Source organism: Rhizobium sp. N324, from assembly GCF_001664485.1.
GTDB lineage: Bacteria > Pseudomonadota > Alphaproteobacteria > Rhizobiales > Rhizobiaceae > Rhizobium.
The window spans coordinates 378,740-403,693 of the sequence record NZ_CP013635.1 but is presented as its reverse complement, the minus strand read 5'-3'; the positions used below and the strand labels follow the sequence as shown (position 1 = coordinate 403,693).

Annotated in this window: 16 protein-coding genes; 9 read left to right on the top strand and 7 right to left on the bottom strand. The window is 61.0% G+C overall.

Annotated elements, in window-relative coordinates; genetic code table 11:
- Positions 1 to 245: 245 nt before the first annotated feature.
- Positions 246 to 2,168 carry a methyl-accepting chemotaxis protein gene (locus AMK05_RS31790; RefSeq protein ID WP_064844372.1) on the top strand — a complete coding sequence of 641 codons (1,923 nt, stop codon included), beginning with the start codon at positions 246 to 248 and terminating at the stop codon, positions 2,166 to 2,168.
- Positions 2,169 to 2,313: 145 nt separating this feature from the next.
- On the opposite strand, the gene AMK05_RS31785 is transcribed toward AMK05_RS31790, so the two are convergent.
- The gene (locus tag AMK05_RS31785; protein ID WP_064844370.1) at positions 2,314 to 3,465 is read right to left on the bottom strand and encodes an ROK family transcriptional regulator; all 1,152 of its coding nucleotides are present in this window, start codon (positions 3,463 to 3,465) and stop codon (positions 2,314 to 2,316) included.
- Between the two features lie 173 nt (positions 3,466 to 3,638).
- Here AMK05_RS31785 and AMK05_RS31780 point away from each other — a divergent pair, with 173 nt between their 5' ends.
- Positions 3,639 to 4,667: an AraC family transcriptional regulator gene (locus tag AMK05_RS31780; RefSeq protein ID WP_064844368.1), complete on the top strand. Its 1,029-nt coding sequence runs from the start codon at positions 3,639 to 3,641 to the stop codon at positions 4,665 to 4,667.
- A 45-nt stretch (positions 4,668 to 4,712) separates the two neighbouring features.
- Here the strand turns inward: AMK05_RS31780 and AMK05_RS31775 are convergent, their stop codons facing one another.
- Positions 4,713 to 5,750, bottom strand: a complete 1,038-nt coding sequence (locus AMK05_RS31775; protein WP_064844366.1) for a LacI family DNA-binding transcriptional regulator — start codon at positions 5,748 to 5,750, stop codon at positions 4,713 to 4,715.
- A 176-nt stretch (positions 5,751 to 5,926) separates the two neighbouring features.
- Complete coding sequence (locus tag AMK05_RS31770) at positions 5,927 to 6,559, bottom strand: TetR/AcrR family transcriptional regulator (protein WP_064844363.1); 633 nt, start codon at positions 6,557 to 6,559, stop codon at positions 5,927 to 5,929.
- A 110-nt stretch (positions 6,560 to 6,669) separates the two neighbouring features.
- On the opposite strand from AMK05_RS31770, the gene AMK05_RS31765 reads away from it, so the two are divergent.
- The 5 genes from AMK05_RS31765 to AMK05_RS31745 all read left to right on the top strand — a co-directional run bounded on the left by AMK05_RS31765 (position 6,670) and on the right by AMK05_RS31745 (position 14,764).
- Positions 6,670 to 7,743, top strand: coding sequence for an efflux RND transporter periplasmic adaptor subunit (locus tag AMK05_RS31765; RefSeq protein WP_064844361.1), 1,074 nt, complete (start codon positions 6,670 to 6,672; stop codon positions 7,741 to 7,743).
- Positions 7,740 to 8,828, top strand: coding sequence for an efflux RND transporter periplasmic adaptor subunit (locus AMK05_RS31760; protein ID WP_064844359.1), 1,089 nt, complete (start codon positions 7,740 to 7,742; stop codon positions 8,826 to 8,828). Before AMK05_RS31765 ends, AMK05_RS31760 begins: the two co-directional genes overlap by 4 nt.
- Positions 8,825 to 11,896, top strand: a complete 3,072-nt coding sequence (locus AMK05_RS31755) for an efflux RND transporter permease subunit (protein ID WP_064844357.1) — start codon at positions 8,825 to 8,827, stop codon at positions 11,894 to 11,896. Before AMK05_RS31760 ends, AMK05_RS31755 begins: the two co-directional genes overlap by 4 nt.
- Positions 11,897 to 12,083: 187 nt before the next feature.
- Positions 12,084 to 13,169, top strand: coding sequence for an alpha/beta hydrolase (locus AMK05_RS31750; protein ID WP_237352290.1), 1,086 nt, complete (start codon positions 12,084 to 12,086; stop codon positions 13,167 to 13,169).
- Positions 13,170 to 13,312: 143 nt separating this feature from the next.
- A complete protein-coding gene (locus AMK05_RS31745) occupies positions 13,313 to 14,764 on the top strand; it encodes an NCS1 family nucleobase:cation symporter-1 (RefSeq protein ID WP_064844355.1) in 1,452 nt (483 codons plus the stop codon).
- 61 nt (positions 14,765 to 14,825) lie between these two features.
- Here AMK05_RS31745 and AMK05_RS31740 read toward each other — a convergent pair whose 3' ends face one another.
- Positions 14,826 to 16,709: a HAMP domain-containing methyl-accepting chemotaxis protein gene (locus AMK05_RS31740; protein ID WP_064844353.1), complete on the bottom strand. Its 1,884-nt coding sequence runs from the start codon at positions 16,707 to 16,709 to the stop codon at positions 14,826 to 14,828.
- A 347-nt stretch (positions 16,710 to 17,056) separates the two neighbouring features.
- Here AMK05_RS31740 and AMK05_RS31735 point away from each other — a divergent pair, with 347 nt between their 5' ends.
- Positions 17,057 to 18,100, top strand: a complete 1,044-nt coding sequence (locus AMK05_RS31735) for a magnesium and cobalt transport protein CorA (protein WP_064844351.1) — start codon at positions 17,057 to 17,059, stop codon at positions 18,098 to 18,100.
- A gap of 130 nt (positions 18,101 to 18,230) precedes the next feature.
- Here AMK05_RS31735 and AMK05_RS31730 read toward each other — a convergent pair whose 3' ends face one another.
- The 3 genes from AMK05_RS31730 to AMK05_RS31720 form a co-directional block, all read right to left on the bottom strand.
- Positions 18,231 to 19,019 (bottom strand): hypothetical protein, encoded by a 789-nt coding sequence (locus AMK05_RS31730; RefSeq protein ID WP_064844348.1) that lies wholly within the window; start codon positions 19,017 to 19,019, stop codon positions 18,231 to 18,233.
- Between the two features lie 111 nt (positions 19,020 to 19,130).
- Positions 19,131 to 20,471, bottom strand: a complete 1,341-nt coding sequence (locus tag AMK05_RS31725; RefSeq protein WP_237352279.1) for an alpha/beta hydrolase — start codon at positions 20,469 to 20,471, stop codon at positions 19,131 to 19,133.
- Between the two features lie 163 nt (positions 20,472 to 20,634).
- Complete coding sequence (locus AMK05_RS31720; RefSeq protein ID WP_094447713.1) at positions 20,635 to 22,428, bottom strand: adenylate cyclase; 1,794 nt, start codon at positions 22,426 to 22,428, stop codon at positions 20,635 to 20,637.
- 300 nt (positions 22,429 to 22,728) lie between these two features.
- Between AMK05_RS31720 and AMK05_RS31715 the strand changes: the two genes are divergently transcribed.
- Positions 22,729 to 24,936, top strand: a complete 2,208-nt coding sequence (locus AMK05_RS31715; protein ID WP_064844344.1) for a DUF3604 domain-containing protein — start codon at positions 22,729 to 22,731, stop codon at positions 24,934 to 24,936.
- The last annotated feature ends 18 nt before the right edge of the window (positions 24,937 to 24,954 follow it).

Genomic DNA, 24,954 nt, shown 5'->3' with positions numbered 1-24,954 from the left:
TCGGCCGAAATATCTCTGTCATTTTCCTGGAATGATAAGCATCGGTGCGTGGAGCTGCTGGGGCGGCGGGTGTTTTGCATCGAAAATTCTAATAAATATCGTTCTAATATTCTATAAACGCGAAGATATATTGTCTGTGAAATGAATGCATGCTTCCCGTTGCCAGTTATGCAAGGCCGGAATGCGGAGCGGGTGCGCTTCTGGAATTCATTCAAATATCTGACGCACACGACTGGAACAGTATCATGATCTCCCTGAAGTCTCTCAAAATAGGTTCAAAGCTGCTGGGATTGACGACTTTGATCGTCATCATCGGGGTCGGCATCAGCCTCTATGTCTCGACACAGCTGCGGTCGATTGACGACACCTACAGCGCGCTTCTCGACATCGATGCAAGCGGGACCAACAGGCTTGCTGAAATTACCGGCAATTCGGACTCGATCGGGCGCGTTCTCTTTCGCCTCATTGCCGAGCCGGATGTGGACAGCATGAAGAAATCGGAAAGTGAACTGGCGCAGGTATTCGATGAAACCGCTGGATTCATCGCTGACGCAACAAGCCATTACCCCAGTGAAAAGGCGCGATTCGACGACCTTAAATCGGATCTGCAAGCTCTGAGGGCGACGACGCCGGCCATCGTGAAAGCGTCCATGGCAAGTGACAACGTCACGGCTCTGCAGCTGGCAGGCGAGGATTTCAAGACTGCAAGACTGAAGTTCGATGGCGACGCGACCGAACTCTACGATTGGGCAAAGGCAGAGTTGCAGCGGAAAAATGATGCTGCGAGCGCCGTGACCAATGAAACGATCGCCACCAGCTACATCGTGCTGGTGATCGGCGCGCTCATATCATTGGGCCTCGGGACCGCAATCAGCATCGGGCAGATCGTGCGACCGATCCGCGGCTTGACCGAAACGATGGGCGCCATCGCCGGCGGCAACCTCGCCCTCGATATTCCGGGTGCCGACCGCGGCGACGAAATCGGCGAAATGTCGGCCGCCGTCCAAGTCTTCCGGGCCAACGGCCTGGCCAACAGGCGGCTGGAAGAAGAGGCGGCCGCCAACCGCAATATGACCGAAGACGAGCGCCGCCAGAAGGCGGAGGCCGACAGGCTGCGCGCCGAGCAGATGGCGCAAGCGACCTCCGGTCTTGCCGATGGTCTGAAGCATCTGGCCGGCGGAGACCTCGGCTATCAGTTGGTCCAGCCCTTCGCGCCGGATTTCGAAAGCCTGAGGGCCGACTTCAACGCCGCCGTCAACCAGCTTCAGCAGACGCTCAGGGCGGTCGCCCAGTCGACTGGCCAGATCGACAGCGGCACACGGGAGATCAGCATCAGCGCCCAGGATCTTGCCAAGCGCACCGAGCAGCAGGCCGCCTCGTTGGAGGAGACCGCCGCCGCCCTCGACCAGATCACCGCGAATGTTTCGAACTCCTCGAAGCGCGCCGACGAAGCCCGCACGGTGGCGGTGCAGGCCAATACCAGCGCCGTTCAATCAGGTAAGGTGGTTGCGGACGCGGTCCATGCCATGCAGAAGATCGAGCAGTCCTCGAACCAGGTTTCCAACATCATCGGCGTGATCGACGAGATCGCCTTCCAGACCAACCTGCTGGCGCTGAACGCCGGCGTGGAAGCGGCGCGTGCCGGCGATGCCGGCAAGGGTTTTGCGGTCGTCGCGCAGGAGGTACGCGAACTTGCCCAGAGATCGGCGCAGGCGGCAAAGGAAATCAAGGACCTGATCCGCAACTCCTCGGTCGAAGTGGAGAGCGGCGTCAAGCTCGTCAGCGAAACCGGCCAGGCGCTGAAGACGATCGAAGACTATATCGTCACGGTCAACCAGCACATGGATGCGATCGCCACATCGGCGAAGGAACAGTCCCTCGGGCTTTCGGAGGTCAATACCGCCGTCAATCAGATGGATCAGGTGACGCAGCAGAATGCGGCGATGGTCGAGGAAAGCAACGCGGCGAGTGCAACCCTTGCCACCGAGGCCGGTCGCCTTCGCGATCTGATCGGCCGGTTCCAGCTCGGCGACAGCAGCATCTCCCAGGCCGCAGCCCTGCGCAAGACCGCATCGGCCATGGCATCGCCGGCGCGCGGCCTCAGTGCCAACCGCCCTGTCTCGCGCGGCAATGTGGCTCTGAAACAGGAAGAATGGGCCGAGTTCTGATATCGGCACCATGACACGGGCAGGGGCGTCTCGACCCTGCTGCGTCAGACAGGAGCGGCTCAGGCTTGCCTGGGCCGCTCCGAATTCGTTTTTAGGCAATGCCCGGGAATCCGCGTCATCAAGGGCGCGGCCGCGGGGAAAGAAATCACAAAACGGTTTCGAAGAGTGGGATCAGGGCTGCGCCGATTGCGCCGGGGGCGTCGATGATCTGTGCCACGGCAAGGCTGGGAACGTCGCGCAATACGCCATGCCGAGGCAGATTGTTGAATTCGGTCCGTTCGATAAGCATTCTCGCCAGCGAAGGCGGAAGCTCGCCGCCAAGGACGATGAGGGCCGGATCGAATATCGCGCAGATCGCATTGATCGCGCGATTGTGGGCCGGCATGACGCGGTCGACCCATTCGCGAACGCCGTCCCAATCTACCAGCGTTTCGTCCTTCAGATCCTTGAGGGTCAGGTCCGAGCACCCCTTGCTGCGAAGAAATTCGAGCAATTGGCCGAGTGCGGGACGGTCGTCGTAATCCTGACGCGCAAAGAGAACGGAGAATTCGCCGGCGTTGCCGAAACTGCCGCGAAACGGCATGCCCCCGGAAACCAGGCCGCCGCCATAACCATGAAGATGGGCGATATAGGCAAAATCCGCGACATCGCGGCCAACGCCGAAAATTGCTTCCGCCAAAGCGGCGGTCCTGGCGACATTGTCTGCCCAGACCGGCAGGCCAAGCCGGTTCCCAAGCAAAGGCGCCAAATCTATCAATGACCAATGAGCAAGCGGCAGAGGACAGTTGAAGGCCGTCTCCAGCATGCGGTGGCCGGCGACCGCGAGACCGACGCCGAGGACATCGCGCCGTGTGGCGCCGCGGCGGGCAAGAATGTCTTCGACCGCCGCTTCGATGCGTCCCAGTTCCACCGACAGCGAGGCGCCGGCTTGCGGGATTTCCATGTTTTCCAGAGGTTCGCCGAAACCCATGAGGCAAAGGCCGATCGAGCCGACATTCACGGAGATGCCAAGCGTCAGACACCAATCCTTTCGAAGGGTCAGCTCCGGACTGGGCGGACCCGGCCGCCGGCCCTCCGAATGCGAAAAGACGATCATACCGCGCTCGTGAAGCCGGGCGACGATCCTGTGCAAGGATTGCTGGGTGAGATCGAGCGGCTCGGTCAGGTCGGAGCGCTCGATCCCGGGAGACTTCCAGATCAACCGCAAGAGATCCCGTTCGTTGCGGGAGGCAACCCGCGCCGGTTGTACGTCTCGCAGAAAATGTGCCGCGACATGGTTTAGAGGAACGTACTTCATTTTCGGATCGTTTTGATTTACACTATGAGTGTGAAGCTATGGAGGGGACGCTTTATTTCCATCAGAGGCAAGGAAATTCATCCATGGTGTTGGTGATCCTGCTTACCGCATCAAGATTGGTCAGGCCAGTCCGAGATGGCGTCTCGTGTGGCTAGGGAAAAGAATCGAGTTGCATGATTTCATTGAGACCCGAGAATACAGCCCGCGTTCTTGAACCTGAGGGTTATGGGTTCGTGCCGACTCACGAAGGCACCAACTTCGAATCGATGGTTCAAGCGTTTTCGTCAGGATACGGGGTTTTCGGCGCGCAACCGCTGAGTGACGACCGGACTTTCGCCTGGGCGGCGGACCTGAGGAGGACCGAGCCATTCACGGTGATTCATTCGGTGTACCAGAGTTCCTGGAAACTCCGAACGCTCGACGAAACGCCACAACATCTTGCGTTTTACCTGCCGCAGACGGGATCTTTTCGATTGTCGATCGGAAAAAGGATGGTTGAAAGCGGGGCGGATCATCTTCTCATGGCCAACAACCATGAGGTCGGTGATCGCTTCATCCAAGGTCCGCACAGCTCGGACGTTCTCTTCCTGGATTGGCAGGTCGTCAGGCGGATGCTCGTTTCGCTGGTGGAGACGCCGCTTTCCGAATCGCTCGACCTTGAGCCCATCCTGGATCTCGCGACACAGTCGGGCCAGCTTATCGGCAATCTGGTGCAGACGGTCGTGCAGGGCATGCGCAACGGCGGTCCGCTTCTGTCTTCTCCTCTCGCCATGGCAACGATGAGCGAAACGCTCGCTCATCTTGTCATCCGATTTGGCCACCACCGTCTGTCCGGCCATCTGGAAAAAAAGAAAGTGTCGTTGGTCGCGCCCTGGCATGTCCGGCGTGCCATCGACTATATGCATGCCAATATCGCAGAGCCTCTCACCATGACGATGGTTGCCGACGATGTCGGCGTTTCACTTCGCGCGTTGCAGACGGGCTTCAAAGCCTTCAGGGGAACTTCGCCGGCGGGTTATCTGCGCACGATCCGGCTGCAAGCCGCCCGTGAGCAATTGCGGGATCCAACCAACCAGCGATCCGTCCGCGAAATCTGCATGATATGGGGGTTCGCACATGCGGGCAGGTTCTCCATCATCTACCGCAGCACCTTCGGCGAAAGTCCGCGGGATACACGCCTGCGGGCGGAGCGCCTGCGTTAGTGCAGGCATCGAGCCTTCAAGATTTTCAGACTTTCCGACAAGTTTTCAGCGCGGCGGTGCGATGCTGCCGCGCAGGACGAGGTGGCAACCGAGTTCCAGGCGATGGGCCGGCCGCTGCGGATCGTTGGCGATCAGCCTCTGTTCGATGAGCGCCAAGGCGGCGGCACCGAGCTTGTCGGTGGGGACGCTGACCGTTGAAAGCGGCGGACGGCTGAATTCGCCGGGGACGATATCGTCGAAGCCCAGCACGGAGATCGCTTCAGGCACGCCTATGTCGCGATCGGCCAATGCCTTCAGGCAGCCGAGCGCCAGATTGTCGGCGGCGCAGAAGACGGCGGTGGCGCCTTTCATCGTGGGATCGCGGTCAAGCAGCGCGTTGATGGCAGCCTCGCCGTGACGAGGCTCATATCCTTCGGCCTCGACGATCATGTCTTCGGGCACCGGAAGCTGCGCGGCGAAATAGGCATCGGAAAAACCGTCATATCGGCGCTGGATCGTCGTGCGGCCCTTCCAGGTCAGGTGCAGGATGCGGCGATGCCCGAGCGCCAGCAGGTGCTCGATGCCGAGCCTGGCGCCGAAGCGGTTTTCCGGTGTCACCGTATCGACCAGCATGGCCGGATCCTCGCCGTTGACGATGACAACAGGCATGTCAGGGGAGGAGAGGCTGCGGATGAGTTCCGGCTGATCGTCGTTCAGCACCACGATGCCGTCGGCGCGCTCGGAGAGCGCGATCTGCCTGACCTGAGCGCCGTCGATGCGCCGGCCGGTGCTAACGAAAGGCACGATCCGGATGCCGCGACGCTCGCACTCTTTCCTGAGGCCGTTGAGGATCGTCCAGCTCACCAGGTTGAGGTCGCTCTCCGGCGCGGCATCGCCGGGAATGGCAAGAAGCAGGACGCGCAGTGCCGCGATCGTCGCCTTCTTCCGGCGGCGGTCGAGATACCCCAGGCGTTTGGCCGAATCCAGAACCCTTTCGCGCACTTCGACCGTCAGCGGCGCGGTTCCGTTCAGCGCGTGCGAGGCCGTGCTCAGCGAAACGTCCGCGTCGCGCGCGACATCCTTGAGATTGACTTTGCGTTCCACCTTATTCCGTCGCGAATTGCGGTTGTACCTTTGAAGACAGAAGCTAACGCGATGTTTTCACATAAAGACTTCAGAAAAGCTACGTGCGCCTTGGCCTATTTTTTCGCTTTCGGCGAAAACCAGCCACAGCGCTGCGGCAAACGAGCAATGATCGCTGTGCTCGGAGCCCTTGGCGATCACTGAGGCTTGGCGAGCAGACCGTTGAACAGCAGGTCGAAATAGGTTCGCAGGAAGGCCTCCTTGTTGGGAGTGGGCACGCGGCGGTCGTCGAATATCAGCCGCAGCACCGTCGTCGTCAGGATGGGCGCGACCACGATCTCAGAAAATTCCACCGGAACTGGACGAAATTCGCCCGCCGCCACGCCCTCCAGGATGAGGGCGTCGATCTTGGCGATGATCGGCGCAATGAACTGATCGTGGTGGCGGTCGATCAGGTCGGGGAAACGCTGCCCCTCCGAAATGACCAGCCGCGTCAATTCGCGCGTCGCGCGGTCCTCGGGAATTTGCTCGTAGAAGAGGCCGAGAATGGACGTCAGTCTCTCGGCAGCGCTGCCGCTGAGCCGATCGGCGATCACCACCAGCTCCTGAAACGGCACGGAGAAGTGGTTGATCATGGCTTCGAATAGTTTTTCCTTGGTTTCGAAGTAGACATAGACCGTGCCCTTGGTGACGCCGACCCTGTCGGCGATGTCTTCGACACGCGTGCCGGCAAAACCGCATTTGACGAATTCCTCGAAGGCCGCATCCAGAATCTGGATGGGCCGTAGCGCCTTCTGTTCCGCGCGTGTGAGCTTCTTCTGAGCTGCCATTTCCCGCCTCCCTGCTGTTGTGCGCGCCCTCGTCCCTGCGACGCAAAGTTTCATTGACTAATGCGTCAGTCAATTATATAGCAGCTGCCGTTGAGAGCAAGAGGTCAACTATGAGAACCATTCTGATCGCCACTGCGATCGTATGCGCCATCGGTCTCGGATCATGCAGCGATTCGAGCGGGCCGACAGAGCCGATCCCGCGGCAGGTCGGCGTCGTCGTGGCCAAGTCTGAGCCGTTGGCCGAGGGCGGCGCGCTGACCGGTGAAGTCCGGGCCCGTATCCGGACCGATCTGTCCTTCCGCGTCAGCGGCAAGATCGTCGAGCGGCTGGTGGAGGTCGGGCAGAGCGTGAAGGCGGGCCAGCTGCTGGCGCGCATCGATCCGGAAGAGCAGAAGGCCGACCTGGATGTGGCCGCCGCCAATCTTCAGTCCGCTGAGGCGCAGCAGACCCAGGCGCAGCTTGCATTCGATCGCCAGCAGAGCCTGTTTCGAACGCAGGTGACGACGCGGGCCGCGCTCGATCAGGCGCAGGAGGCGCTTCTGACCGCGCAGGCATCGGCGAAGTCGGCGCAGGCACTGTTGGAAACCGCTCAGGACACTCTGTCCTACACGGAGTTGAAGGCGGATGCCGACGGTGTGATCACCGCCCGCAATGCCGAAGTAGGGCAGGTGGCGCAGGCAGCCCAGCTCGTCTTCACCCTTGCTCATGACGGCGACCGTGACGCCGTGTTCGAAGTGGTCGAAAGCGCGTTCCTGCGTCCGGTGGACGGCGATGGAACCGTGACCCTTCTGTCGGACCCTTCGCAGAAGATCACGGCGAAGGTCCGCGAAATTTCTCCGACGATCGATTCCTCCACCGGCACGATCAGGGTCAAGGTCGCGATAACGAGCGATGCTCCCATTCCGCTCGGCGCTCCCGTCGTCGGGCGATTCACCTACGTCCCGCAGGACGTCATCCAATTGCCCTGGTCGGCCATGACCTCCAAGGACGGCAAACCGGCCGTCTGGATCGTCGATCCGGCATCGTCGGCGGTTTCGGTCAGGGCGGTCGAGGTTGCCGGTTACGAGACCGGCAGCTTCATCGTGAAATCGGGCGTCTCGACAGGAGAGACCGTGGTGACCGACGGGACCAAATTCCTCAGGCCCGGTGAAATCGTGTCTTATCTCAAGGAAGCTTCCAAGTGAGTATTCGTCTCAAGATAGTCGCACTGACGGTGGGCACGGCGCTGGTTTCCTCTTGCGCGCCGAAGGAAGAAGAGGGCGGGGACGAGGCGCCTCGTCCGGTGTTGTCGATGACCGTCAAGCAGACGTCCGCTTCGAGGCTCAGCCTGACCGGCACGATCGAGCCGACGATCGAGACCGAACTCGGTTTCCGGATTCTCGGGCGAATGATCGCCCGCAATGTCAATGTCGGGGATGTCGTCAAGAAGGGTGACGTGGTTGCCGCCATCGATCCGCTGGGGCTGGAGCTTGCGGTGCGCAGCGCCCAGTCCGACGTGGAAAACAGCGACGCTCAGCTCAGAAACGCGGTGACCACCGAGCAGCGCCAGCGCGCATTGCTGGAGTCGCGTTCTGGCACCGAGGCCGCGCTCGAAGAGGCCGAGCAGGCGAGACGGACCGCCGCCGCTGCCGTCGCCAAGGCGCAGGCCAATCTCGACAAGGCCAAGGAGCAACTCGGCTATGCCCAGCTTCAGGCGGAGTTCGACGGGGTGGTGACGGCGACCTCGGCCGAGGTCGGGCAGGTCGTCTCGGCCGGCCAGACCGTCGTCACCATCGCGCGGCCGGACAAGCGCGACGCCGTGGTCGACGTGCCGCAGGGCGCCGCCCAGAGGTTGACGATCGGCGCGCCTTTCGAGGTGACGCTGCAGCTCGATCCCTCAATTCGCACGTCGGGAGTGGTGCGGGAGATCGCGCCGGAGGCGGAGACGGCCACACGCACGAGCAGGACCAAGATTGCGCTGAGCGATCCGCCCGAAGCCTTCAGGCTGGGCGCCGTGATATCGGCTTCGGCCACCGTCGCCGCCGATCCTGAGATCGTGCTGCCGTCTTCCGCAATCCTTGCCGCGACCGACGGCCAGAGCGTCTGGATCGTCGACGTGCCCGGCAAGAAGGTATCGTTTCGCCGCGTGAAGATCGACGGCGAAGTGGTCGACGGCGGCACCGTCCGCGTCACCGAAGGGCTTGCCCCCGGAGACAGGGTGGTCGTGGCCGGCGTGCATAAACTTGAGGATGGCCAGGCCATCAGGATCGACCAGGAGATCAGCCAGTGAAGTCCTTCAACCTCTCCGACTGGGCGCTCGAACACCGTTCGCTCGTCTGGTACTTCATGATCGTCTTCATTCTCGCAGGCGCTTTCTCCTATCTGAACCTCGGCCGCGAGGAAGACCCGAACTTCACCATCAAGACCATGGTGATCACCGCGCAGTGGCCGGGCGCCTCCGCCGATGAGGTGACGCGCCAGGTGACCGATCGGATCGAAAAGAAGCTCCAGGAACTGGAATCGCTCGATTACACCAAGAGCGAGACCGTTGCCGGCCAGACGACCGTCTTCGTCGAGCTGCTGCCGACGACCAAGGCCAGGGACGTCGCGCCGACTTGGCTGCGCATCCGCAACATGATCGCCGATATCAAGGGCGATTTTCCGACCGGTGTCGTCGGTCCTTCCTTCAACGACCGCTTCGGCGACGTATTCGGAAACATCTATGCCTTCACCAGCGACGGGCTGACCCAGCGCCAGCTTCGTGATCTCGTGGAAAATGCCCGTTCCGAGGTTCTGACCGTGCCGAATGTCGGCAAGGTCGATGTGGTCGGCGCGCAGGACGAGGCGATCTATCTCGAATTCTCCACCCGCCAGATCGCGGCCCTCGGCATCGACCAGCAGTCGGTCATCCAGACCCTGCAGGCGCAGAATGCCGTGACGCAATCCGGCTTCGTCGATGCCGGGCCTGAGCGCATCGCCTTGCGGGTGAGCGGACAGTTCACCTCCGAGGAAAGCCTGCGGTCGATCAACCTTCGCATCAACGACCGTTTCTTCCCGCTGACCGATGTCGCCACGATCAAGCGCGGCTACGTCGATCCGCCGTCGGCGCTGTTCCGTTTCAACGGCCAACCGGCGATCGGGCTTGCCATCGGCATGAAGCAGGGCGCCAACCTGCTGGAATTCGGCGAAGGGCTCGATGCGCAGATGAAACGCGTCGTCGCCGATCTTCCGATCGGCGTGGATGTCCACCGTGTTTCCGACCAGCCGCAGGTCGTCGATGAAGCGGTTTCGGGCTTTACCCGCGCGCTCTTCGAAGCGATCGTCATCGTGCTCGTCATCAGCTTCATCAGTCTCGGCCTTCGCGCCGGCATGGTGGTGGCGATCTCCATACCGCTCGTGCTGGCGATCACCTTCGTGGTGATGGAATATTCCGGCATCTCGCTGCAGCGCATCTCGCTCGGCGCGCTGATCATCGCGCTCGGGCTCCTCGTCGACGACGCCATGATCGCCGTCGAAATGATGGTGGCCCGCCTGGAGGCGGGCGACGATCTGAGGAAAGCCGCGACCTACGTCTATACGTCGACTGCCTTTCCGATGCTGACGGGAACGCTCGTCACCGTCGCGGGCTTCATTCCCGTCGGTCTCAACAACAGCGCCGCCGGCGAATTCACTTTCACGCTTTTCGTGGTCATCGCGGTTTCGCTGGTCGTTTCCTGGGTCGTGGCGGTGCTGTTCACGCCGCTTCTCGGCGTCACCATCCTGCCGAAGACCATGAAGTCGCATCACGAAAAGAAGGGCCGCTTTGCCGCCATCTTCTCCTGGCTCCTCGGGTTGGCGATGCGCTGGCGCTGGATCACCATCATCCTGACGGTCGGCGTCTTCGGCCTCTCGATCGGCGGCATGGGGCTGGTGCAGCAGCAGTTCTTCCCCAATTCCGACAGGCCCGAGCTGATCATTGACTGGAACCTGCCGCACAACAGTTCGATTGCCGAGACCAACAGGCAGATGGCCAGGTTCGAAAAGGAAATGCTGGCCGATAACAAGGATGTCGATCATTGGACGACCTATGTCGGCCAGGGCGCCCCGCGCTTTATCCTCTCCTTCGACGTGCAGACGCCCGACGTGTCGTTCGGGCAGACAGTGATCGTCACCAAAGGCCTCGACGTGCGCGACAAGGTGCGGGCGGAACTGCAGGATTATCTGACGAAAACCTTCCCAGGCACCGACGCTTTCGTGAAGCTTCTCGATATCGGCCCGCCGGTGGGTAAACCGGTCCAGTACCGCATCAGCGGCCCCGATATCCAGAGGGTCCGGGATGTCTCCCAGCAGTTTGCCGGCGTCGTCGGGCAGCATCCGCTGCTGTCGAACATGGTGCTGGACTGGAACGAGCCCTCGCGTGTGGTCAAGGTCGATGTGCTGCAGGACAAGGCGCGCCAACTCGGCGTCTCCTCCGAGGACATTGCGACTGCCCTCAACGGTATCGTCGAAGGCTCCACCGCTACACAGATCCGCGATGACATCTATCTGGTGAATGTCATCGGGCGCGCCAGGGCTTCCGAGCGCGACTCCATCCAGACGCTCGAGAATCTGCAGCTGTCGACCTCCAACGGCAAGGTCGTGCCGCTCTCGGCGGTGGCGAACTTCCGCTACGAGCTCGAGCAGCCGACGATCTGGCGTCGCGACCGGCAGCCGACCATCACGCTGAAGGCGGCCGTCATCGGTGCGACGCAGCCGGCCACGATCGTCGACCAGCTCAAGCCGAAGGTTGAGGAATTCCAGAAGAACCTGCCGGTGGGATACAAGGTGGAAGTGGGGGGCGCGGTCGAATCGAGCGCCGAGGCCCAGGGGCCGATCGCGGCGGTGGCTCCGCTGATGCTGTTCATCATGGCGACGATCCTGATGATCCAGCTGCAGAGCTTCAGCCGGCTCTTCCTGGTCTTCGCAGTGGCGCCGACGGCGCTGATCGGCGTGGTCGCGGCGCTCTTGCTCAGCAATTCCCCCATGGGCTTCGTCGCAATCCTTGGCATACTGGCGCTGATCGGCATCCTGATCCGCAACTCGGTCATCCTCGTCGTGCAGATCGAGCATCTGCGCGCCGAAGGTGTCGCGGCGTGGCAGGCGGTCATCGAGGCGACCGAGCACCGCATGCGGCCGATCATGCTGACGGCTGCCGCTGCCACCCTCGCGCTGATCCCGATCTCGCGCGAGATCTTCTGGGGACCGATGGCCTACGCCATGATGGGCGGCATCGTTGTGGGAACCGCGCTCACCCTGCTGTTCCTGCCGGCGCTCTATGTCGCATGGTTCAGGATCCCGAGGGATGAAACTGTCCCGGCCGATGCCGCGGCGGAGGCATGAACAGTTCATGCAGCCACGGCTTGCAACACGGACCGGGACGCAATGTACGGGATGGCAAAGGCAAAACCATCCCACACCGGAGCAGGGTGCGGTACCACGGCTTCGAAGAAGAGGGTCGATAGTGAAACGGCGTTTGAAATTACTGCCGAAAGCGGGCCCAGTGACGTTGGCGGCAGTCGCGCTGGTCATGCTATCGGGTTGCGCCACAAGGCCGTCGCCCGAGGTTCTGAAGCCGGTTCACCTGAATGAGGCGCTTCGTTCCGAAGTCAATTCGGACCGGGTGAGCGTTCTGGCTGCGACCAACCGGAGCCCGGATGCCGTGCGGGGCGGGTTCGGGAGCGCGTGGTCCGAGACCCTTACCTATGAACAATACCAATTTTCAGTCCCTCCCGGCAGGAAGGGAACGGTGATCAGCTATCCGACGTCAAAGCCCGATCCCGACCGGCAGTTTGCCGTTACCACCCGCAAGCAGCTGCCAAAGGATGCCTTCGTGCAGGAGGCAATCCGTTCGATGCAATCCGACGGCACCATCGGCATCTTCGTGCACGGTTACAATTACAGTTATCAGGAAGCGCTGTTTCGCACCGCGCAGATTGCCGCGGACGCAAAAATTCAGGGTGCGCCCATCCTGTTTTCCTGGCCCTCGGCCGCAGCCGTTGCCGGCTATGTCGCCGATCGCGACGCAGCGCTTTCCTCGCGCAGCGAGCTCGAAACCCTCGTCACCTCGCTCTCTGCTTCCGGCAAGGTGAAACGCATCATCCTCTTCGGCCATAGCATGGGCGGGTTCCTGGTCATGGAAACGGTGCGGCAGCTCAAGCTGCAGCATCGCGACGATGTCACCGGCAAACTGGCGGTGGTGCTGGCCGCCCCCGATATCGACGTCGATGTCTTCCGCTCCCAACTGGCGGATATCGGGCGAATGCCGATCCCCATATCCCTGCTCGTTTCCAAGGACGACCGGGCGCTCGTCGCGTCGAGCTTTATCGCCGGAGAGCGGCCGCGCGTCGGACGGCTCGACATCGACGATCCCGTCATCGAGGAGGCAGCCTTAAGGGAAAGGCTTCGGGTCATCGACATCACGTCGATCCAGGCGTCGGACGGACTGGGACACGACCGCTATGCGTCGCTCGCCAAGTTCGGTGCGCAGCTTGCCTCCTTCGAAAGCGGCAAGCGTGCATCCGCCGGCGATGTCGGCGCCTATGTCTTCGATGCGGCCGGCGCTGCAGTCGCAAGCCCGTTTCGCCTGGCCGGACGTGTCATCGGCGCGCAGTGAACAGCCCGGCAGGCTCAGGAGGATCTGTACAGCGCGGCCGCCGACATTGTGTACAATGTGACTATTAAATTGTCAGATGCCTAAATGGGGAGCACACTTTCATTCGTGGCCGAGTCGGCCTCAGGGGATATGGGAGGGCATTCATGAGCATTCGAAATCCATCTCCCTCGTTATACAACGAGGATCTTGCACCCGCCGAGGAGCGCAAATGGGGTGCGTTCAGTATCTTTAACGTCTGGACATCTGATGTTCACAGCCTCTGGGGCTACTATCTGGCGGCAAGCCTGTTCCTGCTGTGCGGCAGCTTCGTCAATTTCGTCATCGCCATCGGCATCGGCTCGCTGGTCATCTTTGTGCTGATGAGCCTGGTCGGTAATGCCGGCGTGCGCACCGGCGTACCCTTTCCGGTGCTGGCGCGCGCCTCCTTCGGCACGTTCGGCGCCAACGTTCCGGCCCTTGTCCGGGCGGTGGTCGCCTGCTTCTGGTATGGCGCGCAGACCGCCGCCGCATCCGGCGCCATCGTCGCTCTTCTGATCCGAAACGAGAGCCTGCTCGCCTTCCATCAGAACAGCCATATGCTCGGCCACTCCACCCTCGAACTCATCTGCTACGTCATCGTCTGGGCGCTGCAGCTGCTGATCATCCAGCGGGGCATGGAAACGGTTCGCAAGTTCCAGGATTGGGCCGGTCCGGCCGTCTGGATCATGATGCTGATCCTGGCCGTCTATCTGGTCGCCAAGTCCGGCACCTTCTCCTTCGGCTCGGAAATCCCGCGCGACGTGCTGATCGAGAAGACCAAGGATGCCGGCGTGCCGGGCGAGCCCGGCTCGATCGCAGCACTTGCCGCGGTGGCCGCCACCTGGATCACCTATTTCGCAGCGCTTTACCTGAACTTCTGCGATTTCTCGCGTTACGCCACGAGCGAAAAGGCGCTGCGCAAGGGGAACCTCTGGGGTCTGCCCATCAACCTCCTGGCGTTCTGCCTTGTCGCGGGTGTGACGACCACCGCCGCCTTCACCGTCTATGGCGAGGTCCTGCTGCATCCGGAAATGATATCGGCGAAATTCGACAGCTGGTTCCTGGCGCTGCTTGCGGCGCTGACATTCGCCATCGCAACGCTCGGCATCAACGTCGTGGCGAATTTCGTCTCGCCGGCCTTCGACTTCGCCAATGTCTTCCCGCGCCAGATCAACTTCAAACGCGGCGGATACATCGCCGCATTGATTGCGCTGGTGCTTTATCCGTTTGCTCCCTGGGAAACGGGGGCGGCGCATTTCGTCAACTTCATCGGGTCGACCATGGGGCCGATCTTCGGCATCATAATGGTGGACTACTATCTCATCCGGAAGAGCCAGCTGAACGTCGAGGCGCTCTACCATGAGAATGGCGAGTTCCGCTTCCAGAGCGGATGGCACGGCAATGCCTTTATCGCATTCGTGGTCGGTGCGCTCTTCTCGTCGATCCTGCCGACCTTCACCTCGATCCTGCCGGATTGGTGGGGCACCTATGGCTGGTTCTTCGGCGTCGGAATTGGCGGAGCGATCTATTTCGTGTTGAGAATGGGCTCCCGCCGCAATCCGGCCTTTGCCTCCTGACAAACGAAAGGCGCCCGGCAATGCCGGGCGCCTTTGTATCGAGTGCCTGCTGCCGTCCGTGTCAGCGCCGTGCGGCAACCGCATGCACCGGTGCACGGGCCGTGGGTTGCGCCATCGTTCTCGCTGTCGAGCGCAGGGCCGCGGACTGGCCGGAAGCGGCGTCGTCGAGCTTGAACTGGGCGATAAGCTCGCGAAGTGTCTGGGCTTGCTGGGCGAGTGAATCGGATGCCGCCGTCGACTGTTGCACCATGGTCGCGTTCTGCTGCGTGGTCTGGTCCATCCGGTTGACCGCGACATTGACTTCGCTGAGTCCGATGGACTGCTCTTTCGCAGAGGTGGCGATCGAATCCATATGGTGATTGATCTGGGTAATGAAGCCGCCGATGGTCTTCAGGGCCTGGCCGGTATCGCGGACGAGCTTGACGCCGCTTTCGACTTCCTTCGAAGAGTTCTGGATCAGGCCCTTGATTTCCTTGGCAGCACTTGCCGAGCGCTGGGCGAGTTCACGTACTTCCTGGGCGACGACCGCGAAGCCCTTGCCGGCCTCACCGGCACGGGCGGCTTCCACACCGGCATTGAGGGCGAGAAGATTGGTCTGGAAGGCGATTTCGTCGATGACGCTGATGATGTTGGAAATCTGCTGCGACGAGGTCTCAATGCGCCCCATCGCCTCTTCGGCATGCGAAACGACTTCCGCGGAGATGCCGGCGCTGCGATTTGCCTCGGTGGCCACCGTCCGCGTCTCCTCGGTCCGTTTGCTGGAGTTCGCCACGTTTGCAGTGATCTCTTCCAGTGCGGCTGCCGTCTCTTCGAGTGATGCCGCCTGCTGCTCTGTGCGCTTCGACAGATCACTCGCGCCGGAGGAGATTTCCCGTGTGCCTTCGTCGATCGTGCCGATGCTGTCGGAAATTGCTCGGAGCGTCGCGCCAAGCTGGTTGACGGACTGGTTGAAGTCGTGGCGCAGCGCCTCGAAGTCGGGCGCGAAGGCCTCGTTGAGCTGAAAGGCAAGGTCGCCTGCGGCCAGCCGCTTCAGACCGGCGGCGAGACCCGAGGTGGCGATGCGCAGCCGCTCCGAGGCATCGGCCTCCGCCTGCTTCTGGGCTGCCATGCGATCGGCCTCCGCCCTGTTGCGGTTTTCCTCGGCGTCCAGCGCCATCCGCTTATTCGTGATCGCGGCTTGGCGGAAGATCTCGACGGCTCCCGCCATCGATCCGATTTCGTCAGCGCGGTCGGCAAACGGAATCTCCGCATCGGTGTCGCCGTCGGCCAGCCGCCGCATCGCAGCAGTGATGCCGGTAATCGGATTGGCGATGCCCGTCAGCACGAAGGCGACGGCGCCGATAACGACCAACCCGGCAACGCTGATTGCGACGAGCAGATAGAATTCGATGGAATCGAAGGTTTCTTTGCTGAGCGCCGCAGCCTTGTTGCTGCCGCTGACGTCCAATTCGACCAGGGTCGTCGTGGCTTCCTTGAGCTTGTCCGAATAGGAGCGCATCTCGCCGCCCAGATATTGCCCGGCCTCTTCAGTCTTGTTGGCGCGGGAAAGGGCGAGCAGCTGCGAGCTGCTGCCGATGTAGCCACCGACGCTCTCCTTGATCGTCTTGATCAGTTCGCGTTCGTGGTCCGATGATGCCAGCGGGAGATAAGCATCCACCGACTTGCCAACCGTATCCTCCGCGACTTTAATGGCCTCTTCGCGTGTTTTCTTTTCCGCCTCTGTCTGAGCGATAATGTGATCGCGGTAAGCGAGGCGCAAATTCGTCATGGCGAGATTGATTGATTGCGAAGCCTGCACGCTCGGCAGCCAATGGGTCGCTATTTCTTCGGTGGAGCCGTTCGTGTTTCGAAGACCGTCGACCGCAAGATAGGCGACGAGACCGAAGAGAAGAGCTATGCCGCTGAAAATAAACAGCAAACTCGATTTAATGTTTGGACGACGCATTGAAAGTCCTCGATCGAACGGTCCGGCCACATGCCGCCTGGCTAGGGACTTTTGTACAGAAAAAAATTTAACGATTTGCTCAATTTGTAAAATGCCGCTTAACAGCCTGACGTCGCTTTTGCGCAGAACATATCCCCATCGCGCCGGAAATGTTTATCGATGCGTCAGAGAGTTGAGAGGAGCCAGACATAATGAAGTCGGTTGACGCCTCTCCCCGGGCGGAGCAGGCCCACTCAGCCTCGCATAGAGACGGATGCATGTTTTACAAAATAGCATTATGATTGACGTGACGCCTGCCGGGCGTCGGGTGCGGATACGTTCCGCGCGGGAGCGGGAGGACGGCAGGATTGGAACGGCTGAAGGATCTGGACAGTGTTTCCCCGCAGGCCGGCAGCGGCACTGCATCGCCGCCGTATGAGCGGCGCGGCGTCGTGGCCGCCGCCGTGTATCAGCACGGGCAGCGCATTCGCGACATCCGCATAGAAGAGGCGGGCGAATGGCGCAGTCGGGAGAATGCAGTCGTCTGGATCGGTCTGCACGAGCCGGATGAAGTGCTGCTGCATCAGGTTCAGGCCGAGTTCAATCTCCATGCCTTGGCGATCGAGGACGCGGCACAGCCCCACCAGCGCCCGAAGCTGGAGATTTATGGGGACGCAATGTTTATCGTCGCCCGGACCGCCCATATGAAGGATGACGAAATCATCTTCGGCGAAACGCATTTGTTCGTCGGCCGCGGTTACGTCGTCTCGGTTCGCCACGGGGATTCGTCCTCTTATCTGGCGGTGCGGCAGCGATGCGAGGCAACGCCCGCGGCGCTGGCTCACGGCGAGAATTACATTCTCTATTCCATCCTCGATTTCATCGTCGACAACTACATGCCGGTCATCGAGGTCGTGCATGAGGAGGTCGAGAAGCTTGAAGATCTGGTGCTGCGCGAACAGCTCGCAAAGGCCGATATCGAGCGGCTTTACCTGTTACGCCGCAAGCTGCTGCGGCTGCGCAATGCGGTGGTGCCGCTCGTCGACGTCTGCCGGCGCTATGAGCATATCGATCTTCCCGGCATGGATCCGACGCTGCAGTCGCTGTTTCGCGACGTGACCGATCACGTGCGCCGGGTTCAGGAAGATATCGACGCGTTGCGCGAAGTGCTCGCCTTTGCCTTCGAGGCCAGCGTGATGATCGGCCAGACGGAGCAGACGGCGATTGCCCGCAAGCTTGCCGCCTGGGCGGCGATCCTCGCCGTCCCCACGGCGATCGCCGGCATTTACGGCATGAATTTCAGCGATATGCCGGAACTGAAAACCCAGTATGGCTATTTCGTCGTGCTCGGCGTCATCGCCGTCTTGTGCCTCGGCCTGTTCGGCTTCTTCCGCCGGAGGAAGTGGCTCTAAAGCGCGTCGCGGTTAACTTGATACATGCGACGCGCTTTAGCTCTTTGTTTTATGCATGTCGTTATCCGGGAACCGCTGCACACGTCCCGGCGACATGCATGAGAACAGGATGGTTTTGGCCCGGGTCGGCCTAAAAGTGAAAGGCCACGCCGATGATCGGTCCCTGCTCGACGACGTCGAAGACAAACCCGTCATTGTCGTAATTCACACCGACCGCCCGGTAGCCGGCGACCGCCGAGATCGTGTCGTTGAATTTGTAGCCGAGGGCGAGCGAGACGTCCCAGTCGAGATCGGCGCCGCCGGCGCCCACCAGGCCCCATCCGGTCACATAGATTTCGGGCGTGAAGAAGTAATTGCCCCGGACACCGGCGACGGCGTCGACCCAGGTCGCACCGTCGTCCGCTTCGCGGCCGCCGAGTAGGCCGCCATTGAATCCTATCGTCGTGTCGACCGACCAAACACGGACGCCGCCGACGATGTCGAGATGCCCTGACTGGTTCTCGATCACGGAATATCCGGCCCCGAGCAGTCCCGCGAAGGTCTTCGAGGTGACGTCGACGCTGTCGGCCAGGATTCCGTTTCGCGTGCTCGCGTCCGCTCCGAGCTTGGTGTACATGATGTCGGCAAAGATGCTGAAACGGTCGTAGCGGGCTTCACCCGCAGCCATGAAGGCGAAGTCGAGGTTCTCCAGTATGTCGTCGAAGCTGGAGTCGATGTGGACTTCCGGCAAGCCAAACTGCGCCATGTCTCCCGACAATCCGGCAGCCCAGAAGTATGGGGCGGCCGTATAGGTCCAGCCGCTTTCGCTCTCAATCACCTTGGCTTCCGGAATGCCTGGCGCGATGTCGGCTGGATATGCTGAAGACGCAACGCTAAGGCCGGCGCACAACACCGCGGTTCGCAACAATAAAATCCGCATGCAGTCCCTCATTTGGCCGAGACGGAATCGTTCCGTCTGTGTCCCCCATCAAAACATGCAGTAAAAAGCTGCTCATAGCCATGTATATTACAGTAGTCTCTGTCCGCGACGTCAGCGTTTGCAGCCCGGAGCCGGTCGGGTCTCGTCGCAATTTTGGGGCGCGGTCGGCGAGGTGCCGCCTGTACCCGCGAGGCTTCCTACGTGGGTTGCGTAGTTGTCGCGCGTGTCCTGATCGACCACGGCGACGGGCGCGGCCAGAACCAGACCGGCGACATTTCCGGCGGCCGCCGCCGCCCCAGTTGTTGCAACCAGGATCTGGTCCCCCAGTCCGACCCTGCTATCCGTCAACGTCTGCCCCTCGGAGATGCGCTGGCCGATGAGCTGGACGATCTCAGGCGATTCCGCGAACTTGCCATGGTTCATCCTGTCGCCGGATTTGATCTTGGTGAGATCGATGACCATGATCTTGTTGTCTTCAAGCTCCTTCTTGTAAGGAGCTTGCTCCGGGTCGATCGCGCCAAGCCGGGAGACGTCGCCCCAGACGCGGCGCGAAAACGCCAGCGCTTTGTCGTCGCGCGATACGAATAGTGTAAACTGCGGATGCTGCTTGCCCATGTCGGCGATTTGCTGGCTGAAGACATCGACGTCGACGTCGGGTGCCGCGAGCATGACGTTCTTGAATTTCTGCGGCAGGCGGCCGTTGCGGATGGCCATCTGGCGCAAGGACTCCAGCGCCAGCCAGTTGCCCATCGAATGCGCGAGGATAGAGACCTCCTTCACCTCGGCGTCTTTAGCCAGATATTGGAAGAGCGTTTCCAACGCGTTGCGCGTGTAGTTGGTGCTCTCACGGTCGTAGCCGTAAGCGAGCAGACTACCGCGCGAGGGCCATGTGACGAGTATCGGTGCGCTATGGACGCCGGAATCGTGGACGATTTGCGCGAAACGGTAGACGGCATCCTCGAACCGATTGTTGAAACCATGGATGAACACGAGGACGCTGCCGTCGGGCGTTTTCCTGACGCTCGTGCTCAGCCATTTCTTGGCTGCATCGATGTCGAGATCGTCGGCCTTGACGGTGGCGAAGTGGGTGGCGGGATTGGCCGGCAATCTCTTCGGCCAGGCGACCTGTCCTTCCTTGCGAACTTTGCCCGGCGGGATGGATATCGTCATGTCGGCGAAGGCGGGTGCCCGCGCGCGTTCTCCGTTGAACATCTCACCTGGAACCGCCGACCGGGTGCGGGTCGTCGCAATCAACATGTCGACTTTCGTCGACTGTGGAGACGTGTCGGCTACCGGAGTCAGAACGTCCTTCGGATGGCCGCCACATCCTGGAAGCAGGACAGTGACGACACAGACAACAAACCAACGACACCAGCTCTTTGGAGCCGACACTCCCCCACCACCAATGCGCACAGATTGCCCTCTGTTGAAACCGAACACACGCAAAGCCATCAACCCACTCCGGCCAACCCGCTCAGGCAAGAAAACCTAACGCTCAAAGTCGTCGGGCGCCCGTAACTTCTGGTATGTTCTGTGGCGTGACGGCCGTCCTCGAGGTGGATCCTCGAGAGAATGACGCCGAAAAAGTGTAAGTGGTTTTCGGACGACATCCTGTCTAGGGCAGAGAAAATGGGCGCCTCTCTGCCGGAAGCAGCATCGACGCCTGAACCTCGTCCACCGCAGGCAGTCCGGCCTTCCTGATGTCGGCGATCAATCTCGCCCGATCCGCGGGCTGGAAGTTGCGCGATTTCAGCTCGGTCACGATGTTCGGAATGAAGTCGGGACGCAGTTCGTTGAACCGGGCGGCCTCTCGGCGGGCCTCGTCCATCATGTCGGCGTTTACGTAAATGACGGCCGCAACCGCATGATAAAGCGGAAACTTCTGCATATCCGCCTGCCGGATCTCTAAGACTGCAGTTCTGTTGTCATGTAGCATGTAGGCGGCGAGGGCACGCGTTCCGTGATAGAAGCCGCCGCCACCGGGGTTGAGTTCCAGTGCACGATCCAGCAACGCTGCCCCGCGCTCCCATTGCCCGCTCTGGGCGACACGCGTGCCGAACTCGCCCAGAAGCTCCGTATCGTTCGGGTTGGTTTCCAATGCCTGTTCGCCGACCATGAACGCCTCGGCGACCTGCTGGTTGAAGAATAGCGCGGTCATCAGAGCCTGCAGTGCGCGGGTATTGCCTGAGTCCAGTTGAACTGCGCGCCGAGCGGCGCTGAGGCTGCGCTCGACCGGTGTCGGTATGCCGGACCTTGTATTGAACCGGAATCGCTCCTCGTCGAGATAGAGGATCGACAGCATAGCCCAGCCTGTGGCCAGCGTCGGGTAGCGTTCGACCGCCCTCTCAAGGCAACTCCGCACCTTGGCATGCAGATTCATCGTCAACTCCGCGCGGTAGGCGTAGAAACTCTGGGTGCAGGTGTAGACGCCAACATTGTCCGGGGGAGGATTGACGGCATCCGCCTGGGCCATGATTCCATATGGCTGGGCAACCGTGGTCGCAACTTTGTTCGCAACGTCGGACTGAATGCTGAACAAGTCGCGGGTGTCGGTGTCGTCGTCATAGGTATCCGACCAGAGAATCTTGTCGGTTTCGGTATCCACCAGGCGCACTGCCACGCGCACCCGCTTGCCTGAAACACGCACGCTGCCTGCGAGCAGAAACCGCGCGCCAAGCTCTCCGCGCACCTGGAAGGCGGGCACGCCGGGTGACAGCGATTTGGACGTCTCACGCCCGAACACCTGCACTTCCTTGAAGCGAGGGAGGGCCGTCAACAATTCCTCGGTCAGGCCGGCCGAGTAGAGTTCCGCTTGCCGCCCGTCGCCAAGATCGGCGAACGGGGCGACGACCAATGTCGGACCCCCATGCGATAGGAGCGTGTTCGGCCCGCCGGGCAACAGGTGGGTGGACAAGGCCAAGACGACGACGCCAATACCGAGCATTACGCCGGCTCCGACACCGGCCGGCGTCAGGTTGTGCAAGCGGAAGCGCAACCCTTGAGTTGCCGCTGAGATGACATCCTGCGTGGGGAGGTGTTCCACCTCGTCATTCCAGGCGAAGGAAGGTGCGTATCCTCCTTTGGGAATGTCGATCCTTATGGGATCATGCTGCCCTGCTACGAGGTAATAGCGCTCCAGCAAACGCCGCAGACGCCCAGCCTCTATCCGCACTACGGGGTCGTCCTGTTTGAAATCTTCGTTACGCTTGAAGACTTCGACCGCGATGGTGTAGCCCTTAATGCGTTCTGCGCGGCCAGCGAGCGCTTCTTCTGTCACATAGGTCAGGAACGCGGCGCTACGACCAATATGGGGGAATTCGGGACTGGCGATGATGATCGCGAGTTGATCACGAATATCATCGGGAGCCGGAGCAGGGCGTGACAGGGACGGCGCATCTTCGCCTCCCATCGGCAATTTGTTCTGCACGGCCTGCACCTCACCCGCTCTTGAGGGACATTTTTTTGCTATATCACCGTTTGCGAATATAGCCTACTGCATAAACCGGTCATCGTCCACAAAGGTCAATTGAAGGGCTGCCCTAGGTTCGTTGAGCCCCAAGCGAGGTAGCCTGTCGCAATGGCGGCCTCCATGCCGGAGTTAGTGCCGCGGGACCGTATGTTACCGTTACATACTTGCGCTTTTGCCCTCGCGGTTCACAGCTTGACGCGAACTTTCATTCCCAAGGTCAATCGCACTCGAGGGCAAGACATGCGCAGGGCAAACCGGGTCACAATTTTGCTTTCCTCAACGATCCTCGCAGTGGCTGCGACCGGAGCTGGCGCCCAGGAACGGCACGCATACTTCGGGCAGACCCACCAGCACACGAGCTGGTCGCTTGATGCCTACATCATCGGAAACACGGTGACTGGGCCGGAAGAGGCTTACCAGTACTCCATGGGGCAGACGATCAAGCATCCGGCGGGCTTCGACGTGAAGATCAAAACACCCCTCGATTTTCAGGGCGTGACCGATCACTCGGAGTATGTGGGCGTCGTTCGTCTTGCGAACGATCCCACATCGCCGATCAGTAAGCTTCCGATCGCCGAGAAGCTGAAGGTGACCAAAGAAAATAGCGCCACGAAGATTTTCTCGTTTCTGGCCGACAGCATTGCAAGCGGCAAACCGCTCACGGAGCTGGTGAAGCCGGAACTCGCCGGGTCTATCTGGAAGCAGAACGTCGCCATCGCCGACAAGTACAACAAGCCCGGCCAGTTCACCGCCTTCTGCTCGTACGAGTGGACATCGATGCCCAATAACCAGAACATGCATCGCAACGTCTTCTTCAAGGACTGCGCAAAGGTCCCGGTGATGCCGTTCTCTGCCCTCGATTCAGACCATCCCGAAGACCTATGGGCGTGGATGGACGGCCAGCGCAAGGCCGGGAACGAGGTGCTGGCCATCTCTCACAACGCGAACCTGTCCAACGGGATCATGTTTCCGACTGACGTCGACAGCAAGGGCAATCCGCTCGACGCCGCCTGGGCGCAACAACGCATGACCAACGAGCCGCTGACGGAACTCAAGCAGGCAAAGGGGGCCTCCGAGACGCATCCTGATCTCTCGCCGAACGACGAGTTCGCCAACTTCGAGATCATGAATTACCTGATCGGGATCGACAACAGCACGTCCAAGCTGCATGGAAGCTACGCGCGCGAAGCCTACGAGAACGGTTTGGCCATGCAGGCGACCCGCGGCTACAACCCCTACAAGTTCGGGGTGGTCGGGGCCGGCGACTCGCACAACACCGTCACCGCTTACTCGCAGTCCAACTTCTTCGGCGATCACGGGCTCGTCGACGCGACGCCGGCCGCACGACTGGCCGGCAAAGTTGCGTCCGGCATGAACATTATGGAGACTGGGACCTCGGGTTTGACCGTCGTTTGGGCGGAACAGAACACGCGTGATTCCATCTTCAACGCCATGCAGCGCAAGGAGGTCTATGCCACCAGCGGCGTGCGGATCCAGGCACGCATGTTTGGCGGCTGGGACTACGACAAAGGCGTTCTTGCCAACGCGGGCTGGGCAAAAACCGCATACGCCGGCGGCGTCCCGATGGGCGGTGATCTTCCTGCGGCCGATGACAAGGTTCCCACCTTCATCGTTGCTGCGGTGAAGGACCCCGACGACGCCAATCTCGATCGTATCCAGATCGTCAAGGGCTGGACCAAGCAGGGCCAGATCTTCGAAAAGATATTCGACGTGGCCTGGGCAGGAAGTCGTCAACCGGATCCGGTGACCGGCAAACTCCCTCCGGTGGGAAGCACCGTCGACATCACCAAGGCGACCTACACCAATGATATCGGCGCCGTGGAACTGAAGGCGGTGTGGAGCGACCCGGAGTTCGAGCCAAGCCTGCATGCCTTCTATTACTCGCGTGTCTTGCAGATCCCGACGCCGCGCTGGAGCACGTACGATGCCGTCAAGCTTGGCATCCTGCCCCCGAGCAGCGTGGCGGCGACGGTTCAGGAACGCGCCTGGACGACACCAATCTGGTATACGCCGACCCCTGCGGCCGTCGCCAAGGCCGAGCGCGGGCTGATCGTCGACGATCTGACCAAGGCAGGAGCCGTCGCGCTCACCAACGATCAACTGAAGGAACTCGTCGTTGGGAAGACGTTGAAAGTACGCAACAGGGTCACCAACCAGAATTTCGATGTCCTGTTCGGTGAGCATGGTCAGCGCGTCATAACCGAGCTGAACGGTGGTCAACCCAGCGTGGATGACGTTCTGCAGATCATGCATCCGAGCACGTCGGGATCGTCGGCCGATTATGCAATCAAGGACGGCCACATCATCACGACGATCGATGGTACTCCGTTCGAGTTGACGGTCTATTCGTCCGGCGACAAGTACGTGGCCGCCAGGAGCGATGAATTCGGCTATGCGAACTACGAAGTCCAGGCCGTAATTCGATAAGGAGGCGGGCCAGTGAAA